Here is a 19,462-nt window from a genome sequence, read left to right on the forward strand (position 1 = left end):
ATCTAGAAAGGAAAATATGAAAAATACAAAATTAATACAGGACTTTAAATATAAATCTAAACAAATCCTATTTGGCTTACTTGGTGCCATTTTGTTTTCTTTTATAGGAATTATCATTTACTACATTGCTTTTTATTTTAATAAAAATTTTATTTCACTAATTTTTAGCATTTCCATCCCTATTACATCCTATATCGGATATATGTTTTTTTCACATAAATTCAATGGATTCGAAGGATTTGGTGCTGATGATTTCTCATTTTTTGACGCATTTTCATTATTTATAGTTACATTTTTGATTGTTTATTTAGTAAATACTTTTGATGTTACAAATATGCTTTACAAGGAATATCATAATGAATTTGGATATTTTGAACTTTTTGCAAAATGTTTTCCACGACTGGTTGATTTGGAATGGATAAGTGCTAGAATTGTTATAAGTGAAATATTTGTTATGCTTTTTACTCTTTCAAACTATTTTCGTGATGCAATATTTTTTATCAGAACTCAATTTTAATAATACTAAACCCCATTTAAATAACGAATTTATTAGAAATTTTTCCAATAATTGTTTTTAATTTTATTTATATTTAAGTTTATTTCAACTTAATAAATCGACGGAGCTTTTATTTTTTCAACTACGACTGTTTGACGACTGTAAGGAGGAGTTTCGAAGTTGGACAAATAAAAGTCGTAGTCTAGCCATAGGTGCAGGATTTGCGGCAATGAGCAATCCTGCAAAAACAAATAAAAAAACATAATAAAAACTGTTATTAAACAAAATAATCTATTATTAAATCTTTGAAAAAAAGTATTAAATTGACTTTGGCTTTATCCATTCACTTTCTTTTCCAATGGCATAGTTTTTCAGCACTTCTTCCTTATATTCCTTAAATCTTCCATCAATGATTGCCTCACGTGCATTATCCATAAGTTTTAGCAAAAAATGCAAATTATGATATGTTGCAAGCCTTTGTCCCAAAATTTCTCCAGCCTTGAATAAATGTCTTATATATGCTCTTGTGTAATTTTTACAGGCATAACAGTCACAATCTTCATCAAGTGGTCTGTCATCTCTTGAATAAATCGCATTTTTTATAACAAGACGTCCATACTTCGTAAATACAGTACCATGTCTACCAATTCTTGTAGGCTGAACGCAATCCATCATGTCAATTCCATGCTCCACAGCTTCAAGCATATCCACGGGCTCTCCCACTCCCATTAAATAACGTGGTTTATTTTCAGGCAGTTTTGGCGTGCTATATTTTAAAATTCTATACATATCCTCACGTGGCTCTCCTACCGCAAGCCCTCCTAAAGCATACCCAGCAAATCCATAGTCATACTCATATAGTTCTTCAAAACTTTTATCCCGTAAATCCTCATAAATTCCACCCTGTACAATTGCAAAAAGCCCCTGTCTATCCTTATTTCTATTTGCTTCGATACAACGCTTAGCCCATCTCGTAGTTCTTTCAATGGATGGTATCAAATATTCACGTGTTGAAAGTCCTGGAGGGCATTCATCCAGCACCATCATAATATCACTTCCTAGATTATTTTGAATCGAAATAGATTTTTCAGGCGATAAAAAATGTTTTGATCCATCTAAATGCGAACGAAAATGAACCCCCTCCTCTTTTATCTTTCTCAAATCTCCAAGACTAAATACTTGAAATCCACCACTATCAGTAAGTATTGGCTTATCCCATCTCATAAATTTATGAAGACCGCCAAAATCATTTACCAGCTCATCTCCAGGACGTAAATACAAATGATATGTATTTCCTAAAATAATTTGAGAATTAATCTCTTCCAATTCCTCTCTAGTCATCGCCTTTACAGTCGCCTGTGTACCAACTGGCATAAATACTGGTGTTTTTATCTCTCCATGTGGTGTTTTTATAACTCCCGCACGTGCATTTCCATCTTTTTTTTCTAATTTATATTCTATTGGATTTTTAAAATCTTTATTTTCTTTTTCAATACACATTTTATCTCCTATTTTATTTCTAAATTCCATTATATTCCATAAATTTTCTTAGCATTTTCAGTAGTTACTTTAATAACTTGCTCTACTGAAATTTCCTTAATTCTAGCTACTTCTTCCGCTACATATTTTGTATAAATCGGCTCATTTCTTTTCCCTCGAAAAGGCACAGGTGTCAAATACGGACAATCTGTTTCCAGAACAATTTTTTCCAAAGGCAACTCCTTCACAAGCTCCTTCGTCTTTTTATTATTTTTAAACGTCAAAGTACCACCAATTCCCAAGTAATACCTATCTAAAAACGGTTTTGCCGCTTCTAAAGAACCTGGATAACAATGCAAAATTCCGCCAACATTTTTATAATCCTTCAAAACATCAAGCGTATCCTGCAAAGCTTCTCTTGTATGGATAACAACTGGTTTTTTTACCCTTTCTGCAAGTTCCATCTGCTTTCTAAATCCAGCAATCTGAACATCCTTCGGATCTTCCATCCAGTGATAATCCAACCCAATTTCCCCAATCGCAACAACCTTTTTCTCAGTCAATGCCAATCTTTCCAGTTCTTTTTCTATTTCATCATTATATTTTTTTATATCCACAGGATGAACTCCAATCACTGCATTCACAAATGAATATCTATTCGCAAGTTCGATGCTTTTAAGTGAACTTTCCAAATCAAACCCAATGCTTACAATCCCTTCCAGCTCATCCTCAATTCTTTTCATCACATCATCGAAGTCCTCTTCAAACTGTTTATCATAAATGTGTGTATGCGTATCAATTATTTTACTCATTTTTTAATTCCTTTTCTGTAAAAAATTCCATTTTCCATTAATTTTCTTTATTTCAACAATTCCTTCTTTTTCTTCAAATTCTTTTATATCTTTAATTTTATCTGAAACTGTTTTTGATACTATGTCTATCAATATTGGCAGCCATTTCTTTTCAAACTCATTTCGTGAAACACTAGACAAATATTCCATTGATTTTCCCGTTTTTTGCTCAAATATTTTATTTATTCTTTTTTGATCTTCATTTCCCAAAAGAGAATTAAAATTTAATTTGGGTGCTTTTACGGTAAATGTTAAATTTGCACTTGAACTTGAAGTGTAATCAATCTTTTTAATCCTATACTCCATACTTTTCATGTATTCTTTTAAAATTTCACCAAAAAATCTTGCTCCCAATTCATCTTTTTGACTCTCTATTTGCTTGTCAATTTCTTTTATTCCAATAGAAATATCTTCTTTTGTATTTTCAAAAAATTTTTTCTCTATTTCTATATTATTTTTCTCAATTTCTGATTTTTGAATTTTCACATTCGGCTTAACTTCAACTTTGTAAGTTGCTGAAAATCCAAGACTTGCTGTTAGTAAAAATAATACTAATATCTTCTTCATTTACTCATACCTCTTCTAATTTATTCACATTATTTTCCAAAATTTTCAAACATAGAATCAAAAATATCAAAACCATCGCTTTCTAATGTTTCTTCATCTTTATATTCCCATTTTTTCTGATTTTTTTCCAAAATCATTTTTCTCTTTTCAGTTTCATATTCAAATTGGTTATTATCCAATCTTTTTATCATTTCATTTTGAGATTCAGACAAAATTATTACATTTGCTTTCAATTTTTCTTCATTGGACAATTTTTGAATTTTTTCCTTATCTAATTTATAACCCAATTCTTTTGAAACTTTATCTTCAAGTTTTTTGTTAAATTCTTCAGAAAACATAATTTCAAAAATATTCGGTGATTTTTCAGTATAAATCATTTCCACTTTGTTTTTTGAAATAAAATTAATTTTTTCAATTTTATAAATTGTTTTTTCATAAACTTTGTTATTCATCAAAACATCAGGTACATTCACTTTAAAATTTTTTTCACCTGTTTCCAAATTAGTATTTTCCGAATATTCAATACCCTTATTTTTACTTTCTATCCTATCTGAAATTTCTTTATTAAAAACTTCAACAATTTTTTCACTTTGATTTTTCATTTCATCTTCTGGTAATTTTAAATTCTTATTTTTTACAATTTCAAAATTTTCTTTTTTTAATTCAAATGAAAAACTTAACGAAAAATAACAAAAAACAAAATAATTGCTTTTTTCATACAAAATCTCTCCTTTTCACTTTTGAAATCAAACTTAAAAATTATAATTTTTCAATTTCTCAACAAGGCGATCTTTTTCTACTTCATTTAATTTAGAAAATACAACTTTCCATCTGGACAATGGTTTTCATGATATACTTGTACAGAAGTAGTTGTATACGTCACAACTTCTCCATCTATAACTTTTCGTTCTAATGTATCAAAATCTAGTAGTGGCAATATATACCAATTATTTTCATAATCATAACAATTTCCTACTTTTTTTGAGCTAACTAAAAAATAATTTCTGTTGAATTTTCATAAACATATTCAAGTCCATTAATCTTTTTTATTTCTGCACTTTTTCCATTTTTCTGCATTAATTCTAAAAAAATAACTGCTAAACTAATTTTTTTCAAACTATTTTTTTCTAAACTCACGAATTGCTCCAATTTAATTAGAAAATCCAATTTATCTGATAAAGTTTTTTCAAATGTATTTAATTCTTCCATCCTTTTACACCTTATTTTTAAATACTTATTAAAAATGGTCATAGTATTTTTTACTCAGGATAATTTAAATTTTCCTCTCCTAAATGCTCCAGTGTTTCCTCCAAATACCTCTTAGACTCAAATTTAGCCATCGGCAAGTTTTGATCCAAGTAATTTCCACATTCTATGGCAGTCGCTCCTGGGATTGCTCCTTTAAATTCTGCCATAAATTTGTAAAGTTCCTTCATTAAGTCAACAATATCCTTTGATTCCAATTTTCCTTTTAAGATAAGATAAAATCCTGTTCTGCAGCCCATAGGTCCAAAATATACGATTTCATCTTTCCAAGTTGGATGATTTCTCAAAAATGTTGCTCCCAAATGCTCCATTGTATGAAGTTCAGCAATATTTATTACTGGCTCTCTATTTGGTAATTTCATTCTTATATCAAAACTTGTCAAATAATTTCCATTAACTTCATCTATTCTTGATACATAAATTCCTCTGTTTAATCTGATGTGATCTACTGTAAAACTTGCTATTCTTTCCATATTTTCCACTTCCTTTTTATATTTTTATTTTCTATATTTTTTCAAATTTTTAAGTTATTTATCTTTCCACTTTTATTGAAGATTGTATTAACAAGTCCAATGTCTGTGAATAATCATAACCTTTTGAAGCTGTACTTTTTGGCAATAAGCTGGCAGATGTCATTCCTGGTGATGTGTTTACTTCCATAAAATACGGTGTTTCTTCATTTACCACCATAAAGTCTATTCTTGCAAATCCTTCACATTTTAGCCCGTAATAACTGTCTTTTGCAAATTTATTAATTTCAGCCTGCACTTTTTCAGGAAATTCAAATACATATTCATTTGCCCCGCCTTTTGCATATTTTGATTCATAGTCAAAGTAATCTCCTGCAAGAGCCTCTATTCTTAGTGTTGGAAAAACTTCCCCATCAATCACAGGTACGCTTATTTCCACACCATGCAGAACTTCCTCAATCAATGCCTCCTTATCCATTCCAAAAACAAGTTCCAGCCCTTTTTCAAGTTCTTCCTGATTTTCCACAAAACTTACTCCAATGCTTGAACCACCATTATTTGGCTTTACTACAACACGATTCCCCAATTCTTTTTTTATTGTTTCAAAGTCAACAGTTTCGCCTACACGTACACTTTTCCATTTTGCAATTCTAACTCCATATCCAGCCACAATTCTTTTTGAAAATTCCTTATCCATGCAGACTGCACTTGACATCACTCCAGGCCCGCTGTAAGCCACTCCCAGACTTTGCAAAATCGCCTGTATTCTCCCATCTTCCCCAAATACACCGTGCAAAGCGATATAAACAAAATCCAGATTCAAGTCTTTTACCTTCTCAAAAACTTCCTTTTCTGAATCAATCACAATATCAAAAACCTCATATTTATCTCTATTCAAGTTTGCTACAATTTCACTTCCTGTCTTTAAAGAAACTTCCCTTTCAGTTGAAACTCCCCCACGTATTACTCCTACTCTTAATTTTGACATTTTCTCTTCCTTTCCAGTTTTTTTATTATAATAAATCTGCATCATAATCAAATAACCGTTTGCTTTTTATAAAAATTTAAAATTTCTAACAACTACAATGTTTTTATAAATCTAATTTTTATCATTTTTTTCCAATATTTTTACAATAAAATTTTTATATTTTAGATTAAAAACACTGTATTCAGTTTGATTTCTGCATTATTAATTCTACAATTACCTAAAACAGTATAAACATAATTCCAAGCAAATCTATTTTATAAATTTTTAAAATCTTCTTTTCCAAAATCATATTTTTTACCGCAAAAATGGCATTCTACTTGAATTTTGCCTTCCTCTTCCAAAATTTTATCAATTTCTTCTTTTCCAAGTGTGATTAATCCCTTGTAAAATTTCTCTTTAGTGCAATTACATTTATACTCCAGCTCTGATTTTTCCAAAATTTCAAAATCTTCCACATAAACCTTTTTATGAGCGCCATCAACATCAGTTTCTTCCTCAAATACCGAAATATCCTCATAGAGCAGTTCTACAATCTGCTCAAGGCTCATTCCACCTTCCAGAAGTTCAGTAATCGTCCTAATCTGCTGTAATTTATTTTCCAGTTTATCAATAAATCCGTCTTCCACACCTGGCAACAGCTGTACCAAATATCCTCCAGCCCTTTTTACTTCTCCATTTTCATCCAGTTTTACACCAAGTGCAACAACTGATTTTATCTGTTCTGACAAAAGAAAATAATGAGCAATTATATCTGCAATATCCTCTTCATTTATTTTTGTAACGCCAGAAAACGGATCACGCAGCCCCAAGTCCTTTATAACTTGCATCGTCCCATTTCCAATAAATCTCACTTGCCCAGTCTCATCTTTTATAAAATTTCCATTTTCGTCAATTATCTGATGAAATTTATCTTCAGGATTTCCAATATAACCTTTTACTTCCCCTTTCATATTTCCAGTTGCAAGCATATTTCCATAAGGTCCATCTCCATTTACTTTAACTGTCACTAAATCTTTCTCGTTTTTCAAATCTTTCCCCATCATAGCTGTCGCTGTCAATAGTTTCCCAAAAATAGTTGTCGCTATCGGATCAAGCCCATGAATCTTCTTTGCCTCTTTTACAATATCTGTCGTATCACAGACAAAAAATCTTGCACATTTACTTGTTCCTCTAATTATTTCTGATTTTCCCATATTTTCTAACATCCTTTTTATCTTTTCTATACGAAGCATATTATTCACTTCCTTAAGTTTTAATATATTTTTTGATTTTATCTCTGTTTCTTTATCATTTATTCTAGTAATACTCTCCCTATATTTTACATTCATCTTTGAATTATCTATTCTTAGCTGAAAGGTAGCAGTTAAAAATACATTTCATTTCAATTATAATAATGGGTTTACCCAAGCATTTCTCCTAATTTCTTGAATGTTCGTTCATTACGTATTGTAAGCATAGGATAAAACTTTTCTTTCATAAGTAACTTATGATACGAAGTACGTAAATATTCCTTTTCTGTATATTTTCCCCAAAATACAGCTTTTCTCCCAAAATATACAATTTCATCATGAAGAGGCATTTCATTTATTCGAGCTTTTAATTTTTTATAGTCAACCTCATCACTATAAAAAAGAACATCTCTTCTTGCAAGTGTTTCATTCCACCATTCCGGAAGATTTGAAACTTCTTCCAGATATTCTTCCCTTGTTATTATAACATGTTGAATAGGAAAAAAAACATTTTTTAACATTTCTGCTATTTTAATTTTGACGGTTTCAGTATTATCATCTGTATCAAATATTACATTTCCGCTATTAATATATGTAACTACATTTTGATATCCCAGTTCGCCTATATTCATTTTTAAATCCTTCATTGATACTTTATTTTTGCCACCAACATTTATTCCACGAAGTAACAGTACATATCTCATTTTTTTCTCCCTTGTAAATTTTTATTTACTTGCCTCTTTAACTGTATATTTCTAAAAGTAACAGCTAAAAATATACATTGCTTTAAATTTTCTACATATCCTCCACAAGATATTTCCAGTAATATTTTGGAAGATTGCTCTGCTGAAGTTTCTTATTTTCCCTTTCCTTTATTGAAATACTCTTATGGAAGGTTTTCCAAAGCTCAGAATATTCCATTTCTTCATCGCTCCACTCAATTTCAGGAGATTTTACAAAGAAAATTTCAACTTTTTCTGTATCATAGTAAGCTATCATTTCCCTTTCCTTATCAAAAATTGCAAATTTTTCCTTTTTCATTCTGTTCCTGAAATGGGAAATCAGAGCAGGAAGAATATTATTTTTCGGCTCAATCGTAGAAAACATTGTTCCATCCTTCATTTCTCTAAATCTTAATACTCCCAGATATTTATGCCGTTCACTCAGAACCTGTTTTATAAGCCGGTTCATCCGAAAAGCATGCTCATCAAGGGAATTCAGAATCTCCTCTCCCTGTTTTAATGCCTTGTATACTGGAAGTTCAGTAATCGTCCTAATCTGCTATAATTATTCCTATTCAAATCTAAATTCACTTAATTTTTATCAATTCAATCTCAATTTGATTAAAATTTATTTTTAAGAATTACATTATTAGAATATCATATTCTATACAAAAAAACAAGATAATTCATTTACAAACCCAATAGAAAACAAAAAAATACCACCGTCTAAATCAACAGTAGTATTTTTCATTCTCAATGAATTTTTCCTATCCAATTTCATCATCATAACAGCCAGCCCATCTTTTGAAATAAAATTATCTATCTTCTCAAAGCCAAATTTTTTTATAAAAATCTATAAGTTTCTCTGAATTTTTACATTCCGGTTAGATATATTTAGCATTTATCAATTTCATTTGCTATTTTACTCTTTCTTAATTTCCTCTGCAGTATGTATTTTAATAAAACAACAGGATTAAGACTGTAGGATAATTGTAATTTATAGTAATTTACCCACTCTATCACAGCAAATATCCAAACAGCAAAAGAGATAACCATTGTAAAAAACGTACTGTAATTTAATATCATCACTAGGACTCACATACATAGCAAAATTACATCTAATATCTTTAGTTTATTGTAAATATTGCCTGTATATTTTGCAGCAAATCCTGGTTTTGAAATCCTTTTTATCAAAATACACCAAAAAATAGATCCCTGTACAAGAATAAAACTTAGTATAAATAAGGAGAAAGAAATAGAAATTAGAGATTTTGTAATAATAATCAATTTTTTGAATAGGAAAAAATTTATCCAGAATACTACTACCGCCACTAATTCTCCAACAGCTAAATTAGTCAATTTTTGTTTCATAGTTTTTTTCAAATTAACAATACACCTCCAGCTTTATTGTAGATATTTTCTCAGAAATCTATTTTTTCTTTTCTTTGTAAACTAGGATTTTTAGATTTTAACCCTTAAGGAAAATAAAATGAGCTATTCTCCTGAAGCATGTTCTATAATATTATAGTTTAATGCAAAGTGTAGCTATATAGCCATTTCCATAACGTGATAATCTATGTCTTTTATCACATGATTCATAAAAATCTATCATAGCAAGACCATTTTTAAGTTGTCCTCTAATCTGAGTTTCTAGGGTATGGCTAAATTCATATCCATATTCTGGATTTATGGTTATTTTGCCTTCCTCTTCAAGCTCTTTTGAATTAAAAGGTATTGAAAACTTTAAAAGTAATTCCTCATCGGGTTTGTCCCATACAATGTCAGCATCATACATGTATATCCAGGGATTCATAAATCCGACCATTAACAGTCCACCCTTTTTCAATACTCGAGAGGCTTCTTTATATATGTTTTCTAAATCTTCTATATATACATTTGAAACTGGATTAAAAATAATATCAAAAGTTTCATTTTCAAATGGAAATGGTTTTGTCATATCGCCTTGAACTGTGTTGATTTTTAAGCCTTCTCTTTTAGCAACCATATCATCTCTTTGTAATTGTGATTTAGAAAAATCCATTATGGTTACATCATAACCTTTTATAGCAAAAACTGGTCCCTGCTGTCCACCACCACAAGCTAAACCTAATATCTTTTTTCCGTTGGCTTTTTCAAACCATTCTTTTGGAACTTTTTCCCAACCGTTAATGCAACAGAAATTGGATTATTTCTAACTTCTTCTAATTCTTCATGTGTCAATGGCTCAGTATAGTCATTTTTTACATTATTCCATCTATCTTCATTTAATTTTATATAATTATTCATCTTATAATCTCCTCGTAATTTTATATTATTTCGATTTAAGTTGAGTATGTTGCCATTACAATTCATCCCTTTTTTATTTTTTACGCTACAATTATATAATGAAAATATTTAAAAATCAAATTATTTTAATTTTTTTTTAACAAAAAGATAAATTAAAAATTTCTGGAAATAAAAAACAACCAAACTTCACTTTACAAGTAAAAGAATGATTGCTTTATTTATTACTTTAAAATATTTTATTTATTTTGATTTCTAAGTTCTTCTGGTTTTTGTGATAATCCAGTTGATGGTCCTGTTTCTGGTAATTCTACTGCTGTTTCTTGCTCAGTTCCACCAAGTGTGTTTAAATTTGATAATGTTGTATTTAATTTACCAAGCAAAACATCGATATTTTCTGCTGTTAAAACAATTTTTTCTCCATTTGCTGTTTTTTTAACTACAAATTTTGTAACATTTTTTGATTTTGGTTTTTCTTTTGCTTCAAGTTCTTCCTTAAATCTGTCTTCAACTGATAATGAATGTGTTCCATTGCTTGTAAAAGTCTCTTGTGTCATTTTTTTGAAAACTTGTAAGAATATTTTTTCAACATCTACGTTTGTAACTTCAACAGTTACGATAGTAGTTTCATTATCTTGTTTTTCTGATTTAACTATTTTATATTCAAGATTTTTTAATAATGTCTTGAAAAGCAGTTCTTGAATTTTAGTATTGTATTTTATATCCAAATTTCCCTCAAAGCTGTCGTCTATTGCATATTTTGCCGCTTCTTTCATTTTTTCAGCCTTTACGCTATTAATAAATTTTGAAACTGTCGCATCAGGCCCTGATCCACAGCTAACTATACATAAAAGCATAAAAATCCCTAATAGTATTTTTTTCATCTATAACTCCCTTCTCTCTTTATTTATAATATTTTTTTATTCTCTGTTATTTATTCTACATCATTTGAATTAATAAGTCAAGGAAGTTTTGAAATTTTGATAAGCGGTCAATAAATAAATTTAATTACCTTTCTATTTCCCAAATTCCTTTTCCAACTTTTTCATTCTCTTTACAAGTTCAGGCACTTTTCCCATGGCCATTTTCACTCTTAAATCCTCCATATGCTCACGAAGTGGATAACCAGACATCTGCTTTCCATCCGGTACATCATTAGTAACCCCAGATTTTGCAGCAATTACTACATTACTTCCAATTTTAAGGTGTCCTGCCACTCCAACTTGCCCTGCAAGAGTCGAATTGTCTCCCACTTCTACACTTCCAGAAATACCAGTTTGAGCCACAATCAGACAGTTCTCACCAATAATGTCATTATGTGCAATATGAACAAGATTATCAATTTTTGTACCTTTTTTTATGATTGTATCTCCAATTGCACCTCTGTCAACGCACGAATTTGCTCCAATTTCAACTTCCTCTCCCAATATTACGTGTCCAATTTGCTCAATTTTCACATTGTTTCCATTAATTTTTACAAATCCAAACCCATCAGATCCTATCACAGCTCCCGGCTGCAAAATTGTACCTCTTCCAACTTTTGTAAATTCTCTTATCGTAACATTTGAATAAATTATGCAGTCATCTCCAATTTCAGTTCCTTCAAAAATTGATACATTTGGATAAATAACAACATTTTTTCCAATTTTTACATTGTGTCCAATATAAGTATTTATTTTTGAGACATTTGCAGTTTCATCAATTTTTGCAGAATTTTCTATCTGATTTTCAAATGGCTGCAATTTAGGCTTGAAATAATTCAGCAGTATTGGCATCAATTCTCTCGGATTACTTTTTACAACAATAAAGGTCTTATTTGCAGGTAAATTTGGCAAATCAGGAACAATTACAGCACCTGCATTACATTTATCCATATTTTTCAGCATTTTCTCATCCGCTGCAAATGTTAATTCCTTTTCATTTGAATGAAAAAATGGAGCAAGCCTTGTAAAATTTAATTCATCGTTTCCTCTGATTTCTCCGTTTATTAATTTTGCAATTTCTTTAATATTATACATTCTGGATCTCTCCTTTTTTATTTTTTATAAAATTATAGGGATGAAATTAATCACCCCTTATAATTATTTAAGTTTATATTTTTATTAGCTCAAAAAACTAGAATGATTGTCCAAAGCTAAAGTAGAACTTACCTTTATCTTTTTTCTCACCTTTTTTCTCAGGATCCATTGGCCAACCATAGTCAAATCTTAATGGACCAATTGGTGTATTCAATCTTACCCCAATTCCGTACCCTTTTTTAAGATCTTTGAAGTCATGAGCATCTTTTCTATTTGGTTTATAGATTTTCTTACCAGTACGAGGATCTCTTGACTCATTTTGCCAAGCATTTCCTATATCAAAGAACGCTACTAGTTGTAATGTATCATTAATTTTTGTTCTATTTTCGATTGTCGCATGGAATTTATCAAATCCATCAAATGCACTATAGTCATACCCACGTACAGATTCATCTCCACCTATACTAAATCTTAGTGCTTCTGGAGTACCACTTCCTGTTGTTCCCCAAGCTGCTCTATACGCCATTACATTCTTATCACCAAAGAATGTTGGATGGTAGGCTCTTAAATCTACTTCAAACTGATCATACTTTCTAGGATCTTTTATAAGTTCTCCTCTTTCGTACGCCATTGTTCCATAGAATCCTTTTGTAGGACTAAATTTATTGTCTCTTGTGTCATAAGTTAATATTGGTCCCATTGCGAATAATTTATATTTATCATTTACTTTCTTATTAGCAAATAATTCTTTATAATTATCGAATCTTGCAATAAATCTTACATCAATATCGCTATTCAACCCTTTACCAATTTGCCAACGTGTTCCAATTTTTCTAACTTTTTCTACTTCATCAGCATCAGCATTATCATCTACAGATTGAGTCCAGTAAAACGATCCTCCAAGCTGAACTCTTTCAGTTCCTTTTAACCAAGGATCAAACCAGCTAAGTTCAAATGTCTTGTCTCCTTTATTTGAAGCTGAAAGTGTAGCAGAAGCAGACTGTCCTCTTCCTAAGAAATTATCATCAGATAACTTAAGTTCTCCAACTAATCCAACAGATGTTCCATAAGAAATACTTCCATTAATTGTAGTAGTTGGACGTTCTTCTACAAGTAATTTTACAACTCTTGCATTTGGATCATTTTCTTTCCCTTCAAACGCTGGAGTAATTTCAGTAAACATACCTGTTCTATAAAGCTCACTTATTGTAGATTTTATATTTTTAGTTTGGAAAACTTGTCCTGGTTTTATTTCCATATATCTTTCAAATACATAAGGTTTTGTTCTTAAAGTAGAACGTTTTGCAGATTGTCTTTCATTATCATTTTTTGAAGGAGCTTTCTGAACTTCTACAGAATCAACAATTCCTTCTGTTAAACCTATATTTACGTTTCCTTCATTTGAAACATTTATCGTTTCAATTCTTGCAAGAGAATATCCATCTTTGTTATATAACTTAATTACTCCGTTTTCATCAGGATTCAATAAGTTTCCATTTAAGATTTCTCCTTTTTTTACACCCAATGCTTTTTCCAGTTCTGAATTTTTGTAAAGTGTATTACCTTCAAAATTTATACTTTGAATAATTGGATTTTCCTGAACTTCGTAAACTATTGAAACAGTATTATCGATTTTTCTATCAATTTTTGGATCAACTTTTGCAAAATATCCTGAATTAAATATTTTTTGTGCTCCATCAAGCGCTTTTTGAGGTATAAAAATATCTCCAGGTTTTACTGGCAAGTCTTTTAAATATTCTTCCTTGCTACGTATTTTTGTTCCTTCGATATCTACACTTGATATTGTGTATTCTGTTTCTTTTTTCATTTCTTCCTGAACTTTTTGTCTTTCCAGAATTGCAGCCGCATTTTCAACTTCTGCAACTTCAACTACTATATTTACAGAATTTCCCTGAATTTTTGGATAAACATTTGCTTCTGTTATATATCCTAATCTTTTAAGTGACAAGTAAATATCACTCAAGCTTTTATTCGAATAATTATCTCCAGGTTTTACTGGAATTTGTGATAACAGATATTCAGAAGATATTTCTTTTGTTTGCGAAATTTGAATTGAACCAACTTTTAAGTCGTCTCTTGTTTCAGCTTGAGTTTCAAATATATTATTTTTTCTATTTTTCCCTCTTGCCTGACGAATTGAAGTTCTTTTATTCTTTCTCTTCTTACCTTTTCCATCTGCTATTTCGTTACCAATTTCTACCTCTTCAGGAGTATATCGAATCTTAACATCTGAAATTTGCTCTTCGCTGTCTTCTTCTTCCTCTTCCACTTCATTGGCTGTACTATTTTTTCCATTATCTGCCAATTCTTTTGTTTCAGTTATTCTGCTTTTTTCTTCAGCCTGCGTTACCTTATTTACAGATACAAATAAAGTTACCACAATAATCAAAGCATAAATCTTACTTTTCAATTTTTGGTTTGACATTTTTCCTCCTATTTTTTTAGTGTTTCAAGTTTTTTCTTTCTAAATATTTTTCTTAAAATATCTCCGAACGTATCAGCCCTTGTTGAAAAATCAATTCCAAAATAATAATTTATTCTTGACCCATTATTCATATTCGTACTTACTCTGCTTTTGTTTATACTTTCTCCTCCAACTCTTAAGTCCAAGCCATTTGTAACATTATAGCTCAACCAGGCGTTGTAACCAATTGGATCTTTTTTCTCAGAATTTGAACTCTGATATGGAAATTTGACTGATGCATTCCAAAATAGTTTATCCTTATATAAATTATCCTGTATTGTAAGTGTAGTTGCTGCACTGTATTTCCCTGTCTTATCTGATTGTTTAAGATTTGTTGAAACAGAAAATTTAGATACTTTTAGTATATCTCTAATTTTACCAGTTACTGACGAAAAAATCAACTCATTTAATGCAGTATTTACCAAAGAGCCTGCAACGACTAATCCATCAGCTGAATTTTCATCATTTTTTTCACCTGGTTTTTTAGGGCTATTTCCAACTACAGTATTAAATGCAAGTTGTGATATTATTTCTTCCCTAGTTTTTCCAGAAGATGATGAAAATTTAATTTCAGGAGAATTTATATTTCCGCTTACATTTATATCTATTCTATCTCCATTTACTATTGTACTCGCATCAAATATTACAAAAGGATTTGATATAGAGGATGCTGTACCGTTAGTCGATGGAGTAAATCTTATTTCTGCACCATCTATTTTAAAATCATTTCCGTTTACAGAAAATGAACCTCTTGTAATCATATATTCTCCATCTATTCCGATTTCCTTATTAGTATATGTGATTTCAGAAGCTCCTTTTACAGTTCCTTTTATATTTCTTACAATACTTACGTTAGGAATATTTATTTTCACATGGTTTCCTGTCCGTACGTTTAGATTAACTGTATACTGCTTTAATATTTTGTCAATTACTTCTTCGACAATTCCTTCTACAATTGTTTTTTCTTGCTGTTTTTTAGCTTTTTGTTCTGCCGAAGCAGTTTTTGATTCAGAATCCGTTCCACCGAAATTTGGCAATTCTCGAATTTCTGCATTATCAACGACAAAATTTCCAAATAGTCTATTTTCAGTAAACACTGCATCTCCAGTAAGTGCAAAGTCTATCCCTTTTCCATAATGAAGTCCAACATTATTAAGATTGGCATTTAATTCAAATTTTCCAAGTTCCAGCCTCTTCGTCTTCATAAAATCAGCAGGAATTGTTGGAACATCCAAATCTCCTGTTACTTTAAAAGTTCCACCATTATATCCACCATCTAACCGATTTACAACAAGTTTATTATTTTTCAAATCAATATTAGCATTTACATTGTCAACAAGTGTTAATTTATCTTTTGTCTTATAGTTAAATTTATCTAATAAAATATGCCCTGTTGTAGATTCACTTGAAATAACCGCATCTATGTTTGCAATCCCACTTGCTTGTTCTACATCTTTATTAAGTCCTAAAAAATCAAGGTTAAAATCTTTTGCTAGCATAGAAACATTATATTTTATTGGTGAAAATTGAACATATCCATTTACAAGAAGCGGATTATCTTCATATTCTAAATAAAATTGACCGATATTCAAGTTTTTTTCATTAGCCTGTAAATCAATGTCAACATTTTTTACTGGGAATCCACTAAGTTTAATTTCATCCGATTTTATCTGAACTCCTGTTACAAAATTTTCAAAACTTCCACGATACATAAATCCGAAGTCAATGTCTCCGCTATATCCTTTATCCTTCAAATCTTGTACAGAATCTAGTGAAAACTTCTGTTTCTCTATCCTATAATCAATATCTACATTTGCTAGATCAAATTTAGTATTTGTCTCAAACAATGTTTCCTGGTTATCCCCAATAAATTTAAGTTTCTGCAAATTAAACGTTCCATATTTGAATAATTTATCTATATCTCCATTAGAATATTCAAGTTCTGCAACAACATGTGGAATTCTATAAGTTTTAAAGCTCATATTACCAAGAATTACCTGTCCTGCCAAATTAAAGTTGTTCAAATCACCCTTTAAACTAAGATCTGATCTTGTTCCAAATGTTAAATCCTTCATTTTCAAAAGTTTTGGAATATCAGGCTCATTTAAGCTAATTCCAATGTCTGAAATACCAGTCTTCAAATCATAAGTTCCATATAGGCTGTTTTCACGTAAAGTTACATTATCAAAATTTACAACTCCGTCTTTTATGCTAATTTTTGCATTTGTATCGCCTACATAGTTTGAATTTATTGATGTTATCGCAGATGGCATTGTTATTGCTCCTGAAAGTTTATCTACTGTTCCTGATAAATTTGCATCCAATGTTCCAACTTTTAAATTAATTTTTGGTCCAGAAGTATTGTAAAGCACATAATCTTTCAATCCAGCATTTATGTCCATTTTACCAGTTTTTATATTAAACTTACCGCTGGCATTTAAATTTTCATTCTGAATACTTGTGATATTTACAATATTGTCTTTTATTCTCAGATTTCCACTTACATTTTTAAGTCTCTGGTAACCAAACCATAATTCATCTACATTTGTATTAATTGTTATATCCAAATTCGCTAAATCATTGATTCTACCACTAGCATTTAATTTTTCGTATTCTCCTAGATATTCTCCATAAGGGCTGTAAAGATTGTATGTCCCAGAAATTTTATTTCCGTTTCCACTAATTTTTGCTGTAAGTGTTGCTGGCAATTTTGCTTTATCCAATCCTTTGAAATTGTAGCCATTTGCTCTTAACAATTTTGCAATATCTACATTTTTAGGTAATTTTAATGAATAAGAATGTTTCATATCTGAAGTTGTAATTCCTGAGATATTTACCATTCCTCCACCTTTTATTCCAGCTGTTCCGCTAATACTGTAATTTCCATTATGTATTCTTATTTTAGCATTTACAGTGTTTACAAACGGCATTGACAAATCTTTTATTTTCGCATTAATATGTCCAGAACGCAGCACATTTTTTTCATTAAATTTTACAACTAAGTTGTCTACATCAGGATTTATTGTATAGTTTTTCCCACCATAATTTACAGTGAAATAACTATTACTTCTAGCATTTACCACTACTGTCTGTGCTTTCGGATTTACAACATAATTTCCATTCAGTGCTTTTGACCTTACTGTTCCTGTTATAATGTTCTTAGCAGAAATTTGGGCATTTCCAGTAATTGTCTTGATGTTAAAATCTGACCCTAGATTATTTAAGACATAATCCCCTGTTCCAGTTTTCTTTTTCAAGTCATACACAAATTTTCCAATTTTAACATCTTCATTAACTCTGAATCCTGAAAATTCCTGATCAAACAAAAATGCAGTATCAGTCAAAGTTAGTTTTTCATCAGCAATTTTCATATTAGTTTTTATATTTTGAAAATTATAATTTGAAATTTTTATATTATCTGAAGAAAATTTACCATTAAGTGTAGTTTTTTTGTTTTTGGTATCAGCATTTACTTCAAGATTTCCTGTAACCAATCCTTCAGCCTTAATTTTTGAATCCTTGATTATTTTATACCGTGCAACTTGTTCAAAAGGAAGTTTATCTGTAACTAATTTTAAATTTAATTTCTGATTCTGCATAAGATAAGTTAATGCTAGAGTTACTGGACTCTCATTTAATTTAGTATCAGCATTAACCGTAATCCTGTCTTTCTTCAAATCAATTACAGCGTTTACATTATCAATATCGCCATCTAAATCTACATATCTTAGTTTACCATTTTTAATTTTGAGACTTCCTAATGCTTGTGTTGTTTTCTTGATTTTATCATTTTCTAACTTTAATACACCAGTAAGCAGTCCACCTTTTGCCTTAATCATCTCAAGCGGCACATATTGTCCCAGCTCTTCAGTTATGCCAACATTCTCAAAACTAAAATTAAGCCTGAATTCCTTTCTTCTTTCATCACTGTTTTTTATTTTATCAAACATTGAATAAATCGACTGTTTAGACTTCAGAAGCTGTTTTAATTCAATTTTTACAGCCTCAACTGTTCCATCTTGATTTTTATTTCCAGATCCTTTTGCAACAAGTGAAAAACCTCTTGATTTGGCAGTTTCGAGTCTTCCATTCACTTTTGTCAATCTTTTTGATATTTTTTTATCAAAACTTGTATCTGTATAATTCAAAGTTGCATTGTGAATATGAAGTTTCCCTATTCTGCTTGTCGGATCATACGTTTGTTTCTTTTTAGGATCTTTTTTTATTACATAAAAAATATTAAAATCGTTATTTTTTCTACGTTCCAGATTTACAGTCCCGTTATAGATATCAATTCTATTAAGCCGAGTTGGCATAAGCAAACTAATTCCAGCTGTAGTTCTTTTTCCATCGATAACAACATTTCCAGCCATATCTTTAACCTTTAAATCGTCAATCTGAATTTTATTAAATCCTATCAGCTTAACATCTTTAAATTCAACATTCAGTCCACTACTTTTCAAAATTGAAGTCAACATGCTATTAAAATTTTTAGTTGAAATATATAACTTTAATCCAAATAAAGACATCAAAAGAAAAATAAATACAATTAAAGATTTCTTTATGTATTTCATCTCACGTTTTTTCTACCTCCTCTTCTAATTATTT

At 30.1% G+C, this 19,462-nt stretch carries 15 protein-coding genes and 2 pseudogenes; 1 reads left to right on the plus strand and 16 read right to left on the minus strand.

Translation table 11 applies throughout. The annotated features are described in order from the left end of the window. Positions 1-16: 16 nt before the first annotated feature. The gene (locus FVE75_RS08965) at positions 17-517 is read left to right on the plus strand and encodes a hypothetical protein (protein ID WP_147006138.1); all 501 of its coding nucleotides are present in this window, start codon (positions 17-19) and stop codon (positions 515-517) included. Positions 518-814: 297 nt separating this feature from the next. Here FVE75_RS08965 and tgt read toward each other — a convergent pair whose 3' ends face one another. From tgt to FVE75_RS09050, 16 genes and pseudogenes are all read right to left on the minus strand, one after another. After that, positions 815-1,996, minus strand: coding sequence for a tRNA guanosine(34) transglycosylase Tgt (gene tgt, locus FVE75_RS08970; protein ID WP_147006139.1), 1,182 nt, complete (start codon positions 1,994-1,996; stop codon positions 815-817). Positions 1,997-2,025: 29 nt separating this feature from the next. Then, positions 2,026-2,787 (minus strand): TatD family hydrolase, encoded by a 762-nt coding sequence (locus tag FVE75_RS08975; RefSeq protein WP_147006140.1) that lies wholly within the window; start codon positions 2,785-2,787, stop codon positions 2,026-2,028. 3 nt (positions 2,788-2,790) lie between these two features. Further along, positions 2,791-3,393 carry a hypothetical protein gene (locus FVE75_RS08980; RefSeq protein ID WP_147006141.1) on the minus strand — a complete coding sequence of 201 codons (603 nt, stop codon included), beginning with the start codon at positions 3,391-3,393 and terminating at the stop codon, positions 2,791-2,793. Between the two features lie 29 nt (positions 3,394-3,422). Continuing rightward, positions 3,423-4,115 carry a hypothetical protein gene (locus FVE75_RS08985; protein WP_232052527.1) on the minus strand — a complete coding sequence of 231 codons (693 nt, stop codon included), beginning with the start codon at positions 4,113-4,115 and terminating at the stop codon, positions 3,423-3,425. Positions 4,116-4,383: 268 nt separating this feature from the next. After that, positions 4,384-4,602, minus strand: coding sequence for a hypothetical protein (locus tag FVE75_RS08990; RefSeq protein ID WP_147006142.1), 219 nt, complete (start codon positions 4,600-4,602; stop codon positions 4,384-4,386). A gap of 50 nt (positions 4,603-4,652) precedes the next feature. Next, positions 4,653-5,132, minus strand: a complete 480-nt coding sequence (locus tag FVE75_RS08995) for an S-ribosylhomocysteine lyase (protein ID WP_147006143.1) — start codon at positions 5,130-5,132, stop codon at positions 4,653-4,655. A gap of 58 nt (positions 5,133-5,190) precedes the next feature. After that, positions 5,191-6,117: a D-alanine--D-alanine ligase gene (locus tag FVE75_RS09000; protein WP_147006144.1), complete on the minus strand. Its 927-nt coding sequence runs from the start codon at positions 6,115-6,117 to the stop codon at positions 5,191-5,193. A gap of 254 nt (positions 6,118-6,371) precedes the next feature. Then, on the minus strand, positions 6,372-7,310 hold the full coding sequence (locus FVE75_RS09005) for an Hsp33 family molecular chaperone HslO (protein ID WP_147006471.1): 939 nt from the start codon (positions 7,308-7,310) through the stop codon (positions 6,372-6,374). A 206-nt stretch (positions 7,311-7,516) separates the two neighbouring features. Further along, positions 7,517-8,050, minus strand: coding sequence for a DUF1697 domain-containing protein (locus tag FVE75_RS09010; RefSeq protein ID WP_147006145.1), 534 nt, complete (start codon positions 8,048-8,050; stop codon positions 7,517-7,519). Positions 8,051-8,141: 91 nt separating this feature from the next. Beyond that, a pseudogene (locus tag FVE75_RS09015) lies at positions 8,142-8,600 on the minus strand (TIGR03915 family putative DNA repair protein); the annotation flags it as partial. A gap of 132 nt (positions 8,601-8,732) precedes the next feature. Next, complete coding sequence (locus FVE75_RS11770; protein ID WP_269472156.1) at positions 8,733-8,855, minus strand: hypothetical protein; 123 nt, start codon at positions 8,853-8,855, stop codon at positions 8,733-8,735. A gap of 735 nt (positions 8,856-9,590) precedes the next feature. Continuing rightward, positions 9,591-10,354 (minus strand): annotated as a pseudogene (locus FVE75_RS09030) (class I SAM-dependent methyltransferase). 236 nt (positions 10,355-10,590) lie between these two features. Further along, positions 10,591-11,235, minus strand: coding sequence for a DUF4878 domain-containing protein (locus tag FVE75_RS09035; RefSeq protein ID WP_147006146.1), 645 nt, complete (start codon positions 11,233-11,235; stop codon positions 10,591-10,593). Positions 11,236-11,367: 132 nt separating this feature from the next. Further along, a complete protein-coding gene (lpxD, locus tag FVE75_RS09040) occupies positions 11,368-12,369 on the minus strand; it encodes a UDP-3-O-(3-hydroxymyristoyl)glucosamine N-acyltransferase (RefSeq protein ID WP_147006147.1) in 1,002 nt (333 codons plus the stop codon). A 97-nt stretch (positions 12,370-12,466) separates the two neighbouring features. Then, entirely contained in the window at positions 12,467-14,815 is a 2,349-nt protein-coding gene (locus FVE75_RS09045; RefSeq protein ID WP_147006148.1) for a BamA/OMP85 family outer membrane protein, read from the minus strand. A gap of 8 nt (positions 14,816-14,823) precedes the next feature. Further along, entirely contained in the window at positions 14,824-19,428 is a 4,605-nt protein-coding gene (locus tag FVE75_RS09050; RefSeq protein WP_147006149.1) for a translocation/assembly module TamB domain-containing protein, read from the minus strand. Between the last annotated feature and the right edge of the window lie 34 nt (positions 19,429-19,462).

It is taken from the genome of Leptotrichia hongkongensis (genome assembly GCF_007990635.1).
Taxonomy (GTDB): domain Bacteria; phylum Fusobacteriota; class Fusobacteriia; order Fusobacteriales; family Leptotrichiaceae; genus Leptotrichia; species Leptotrichia hongkongensis.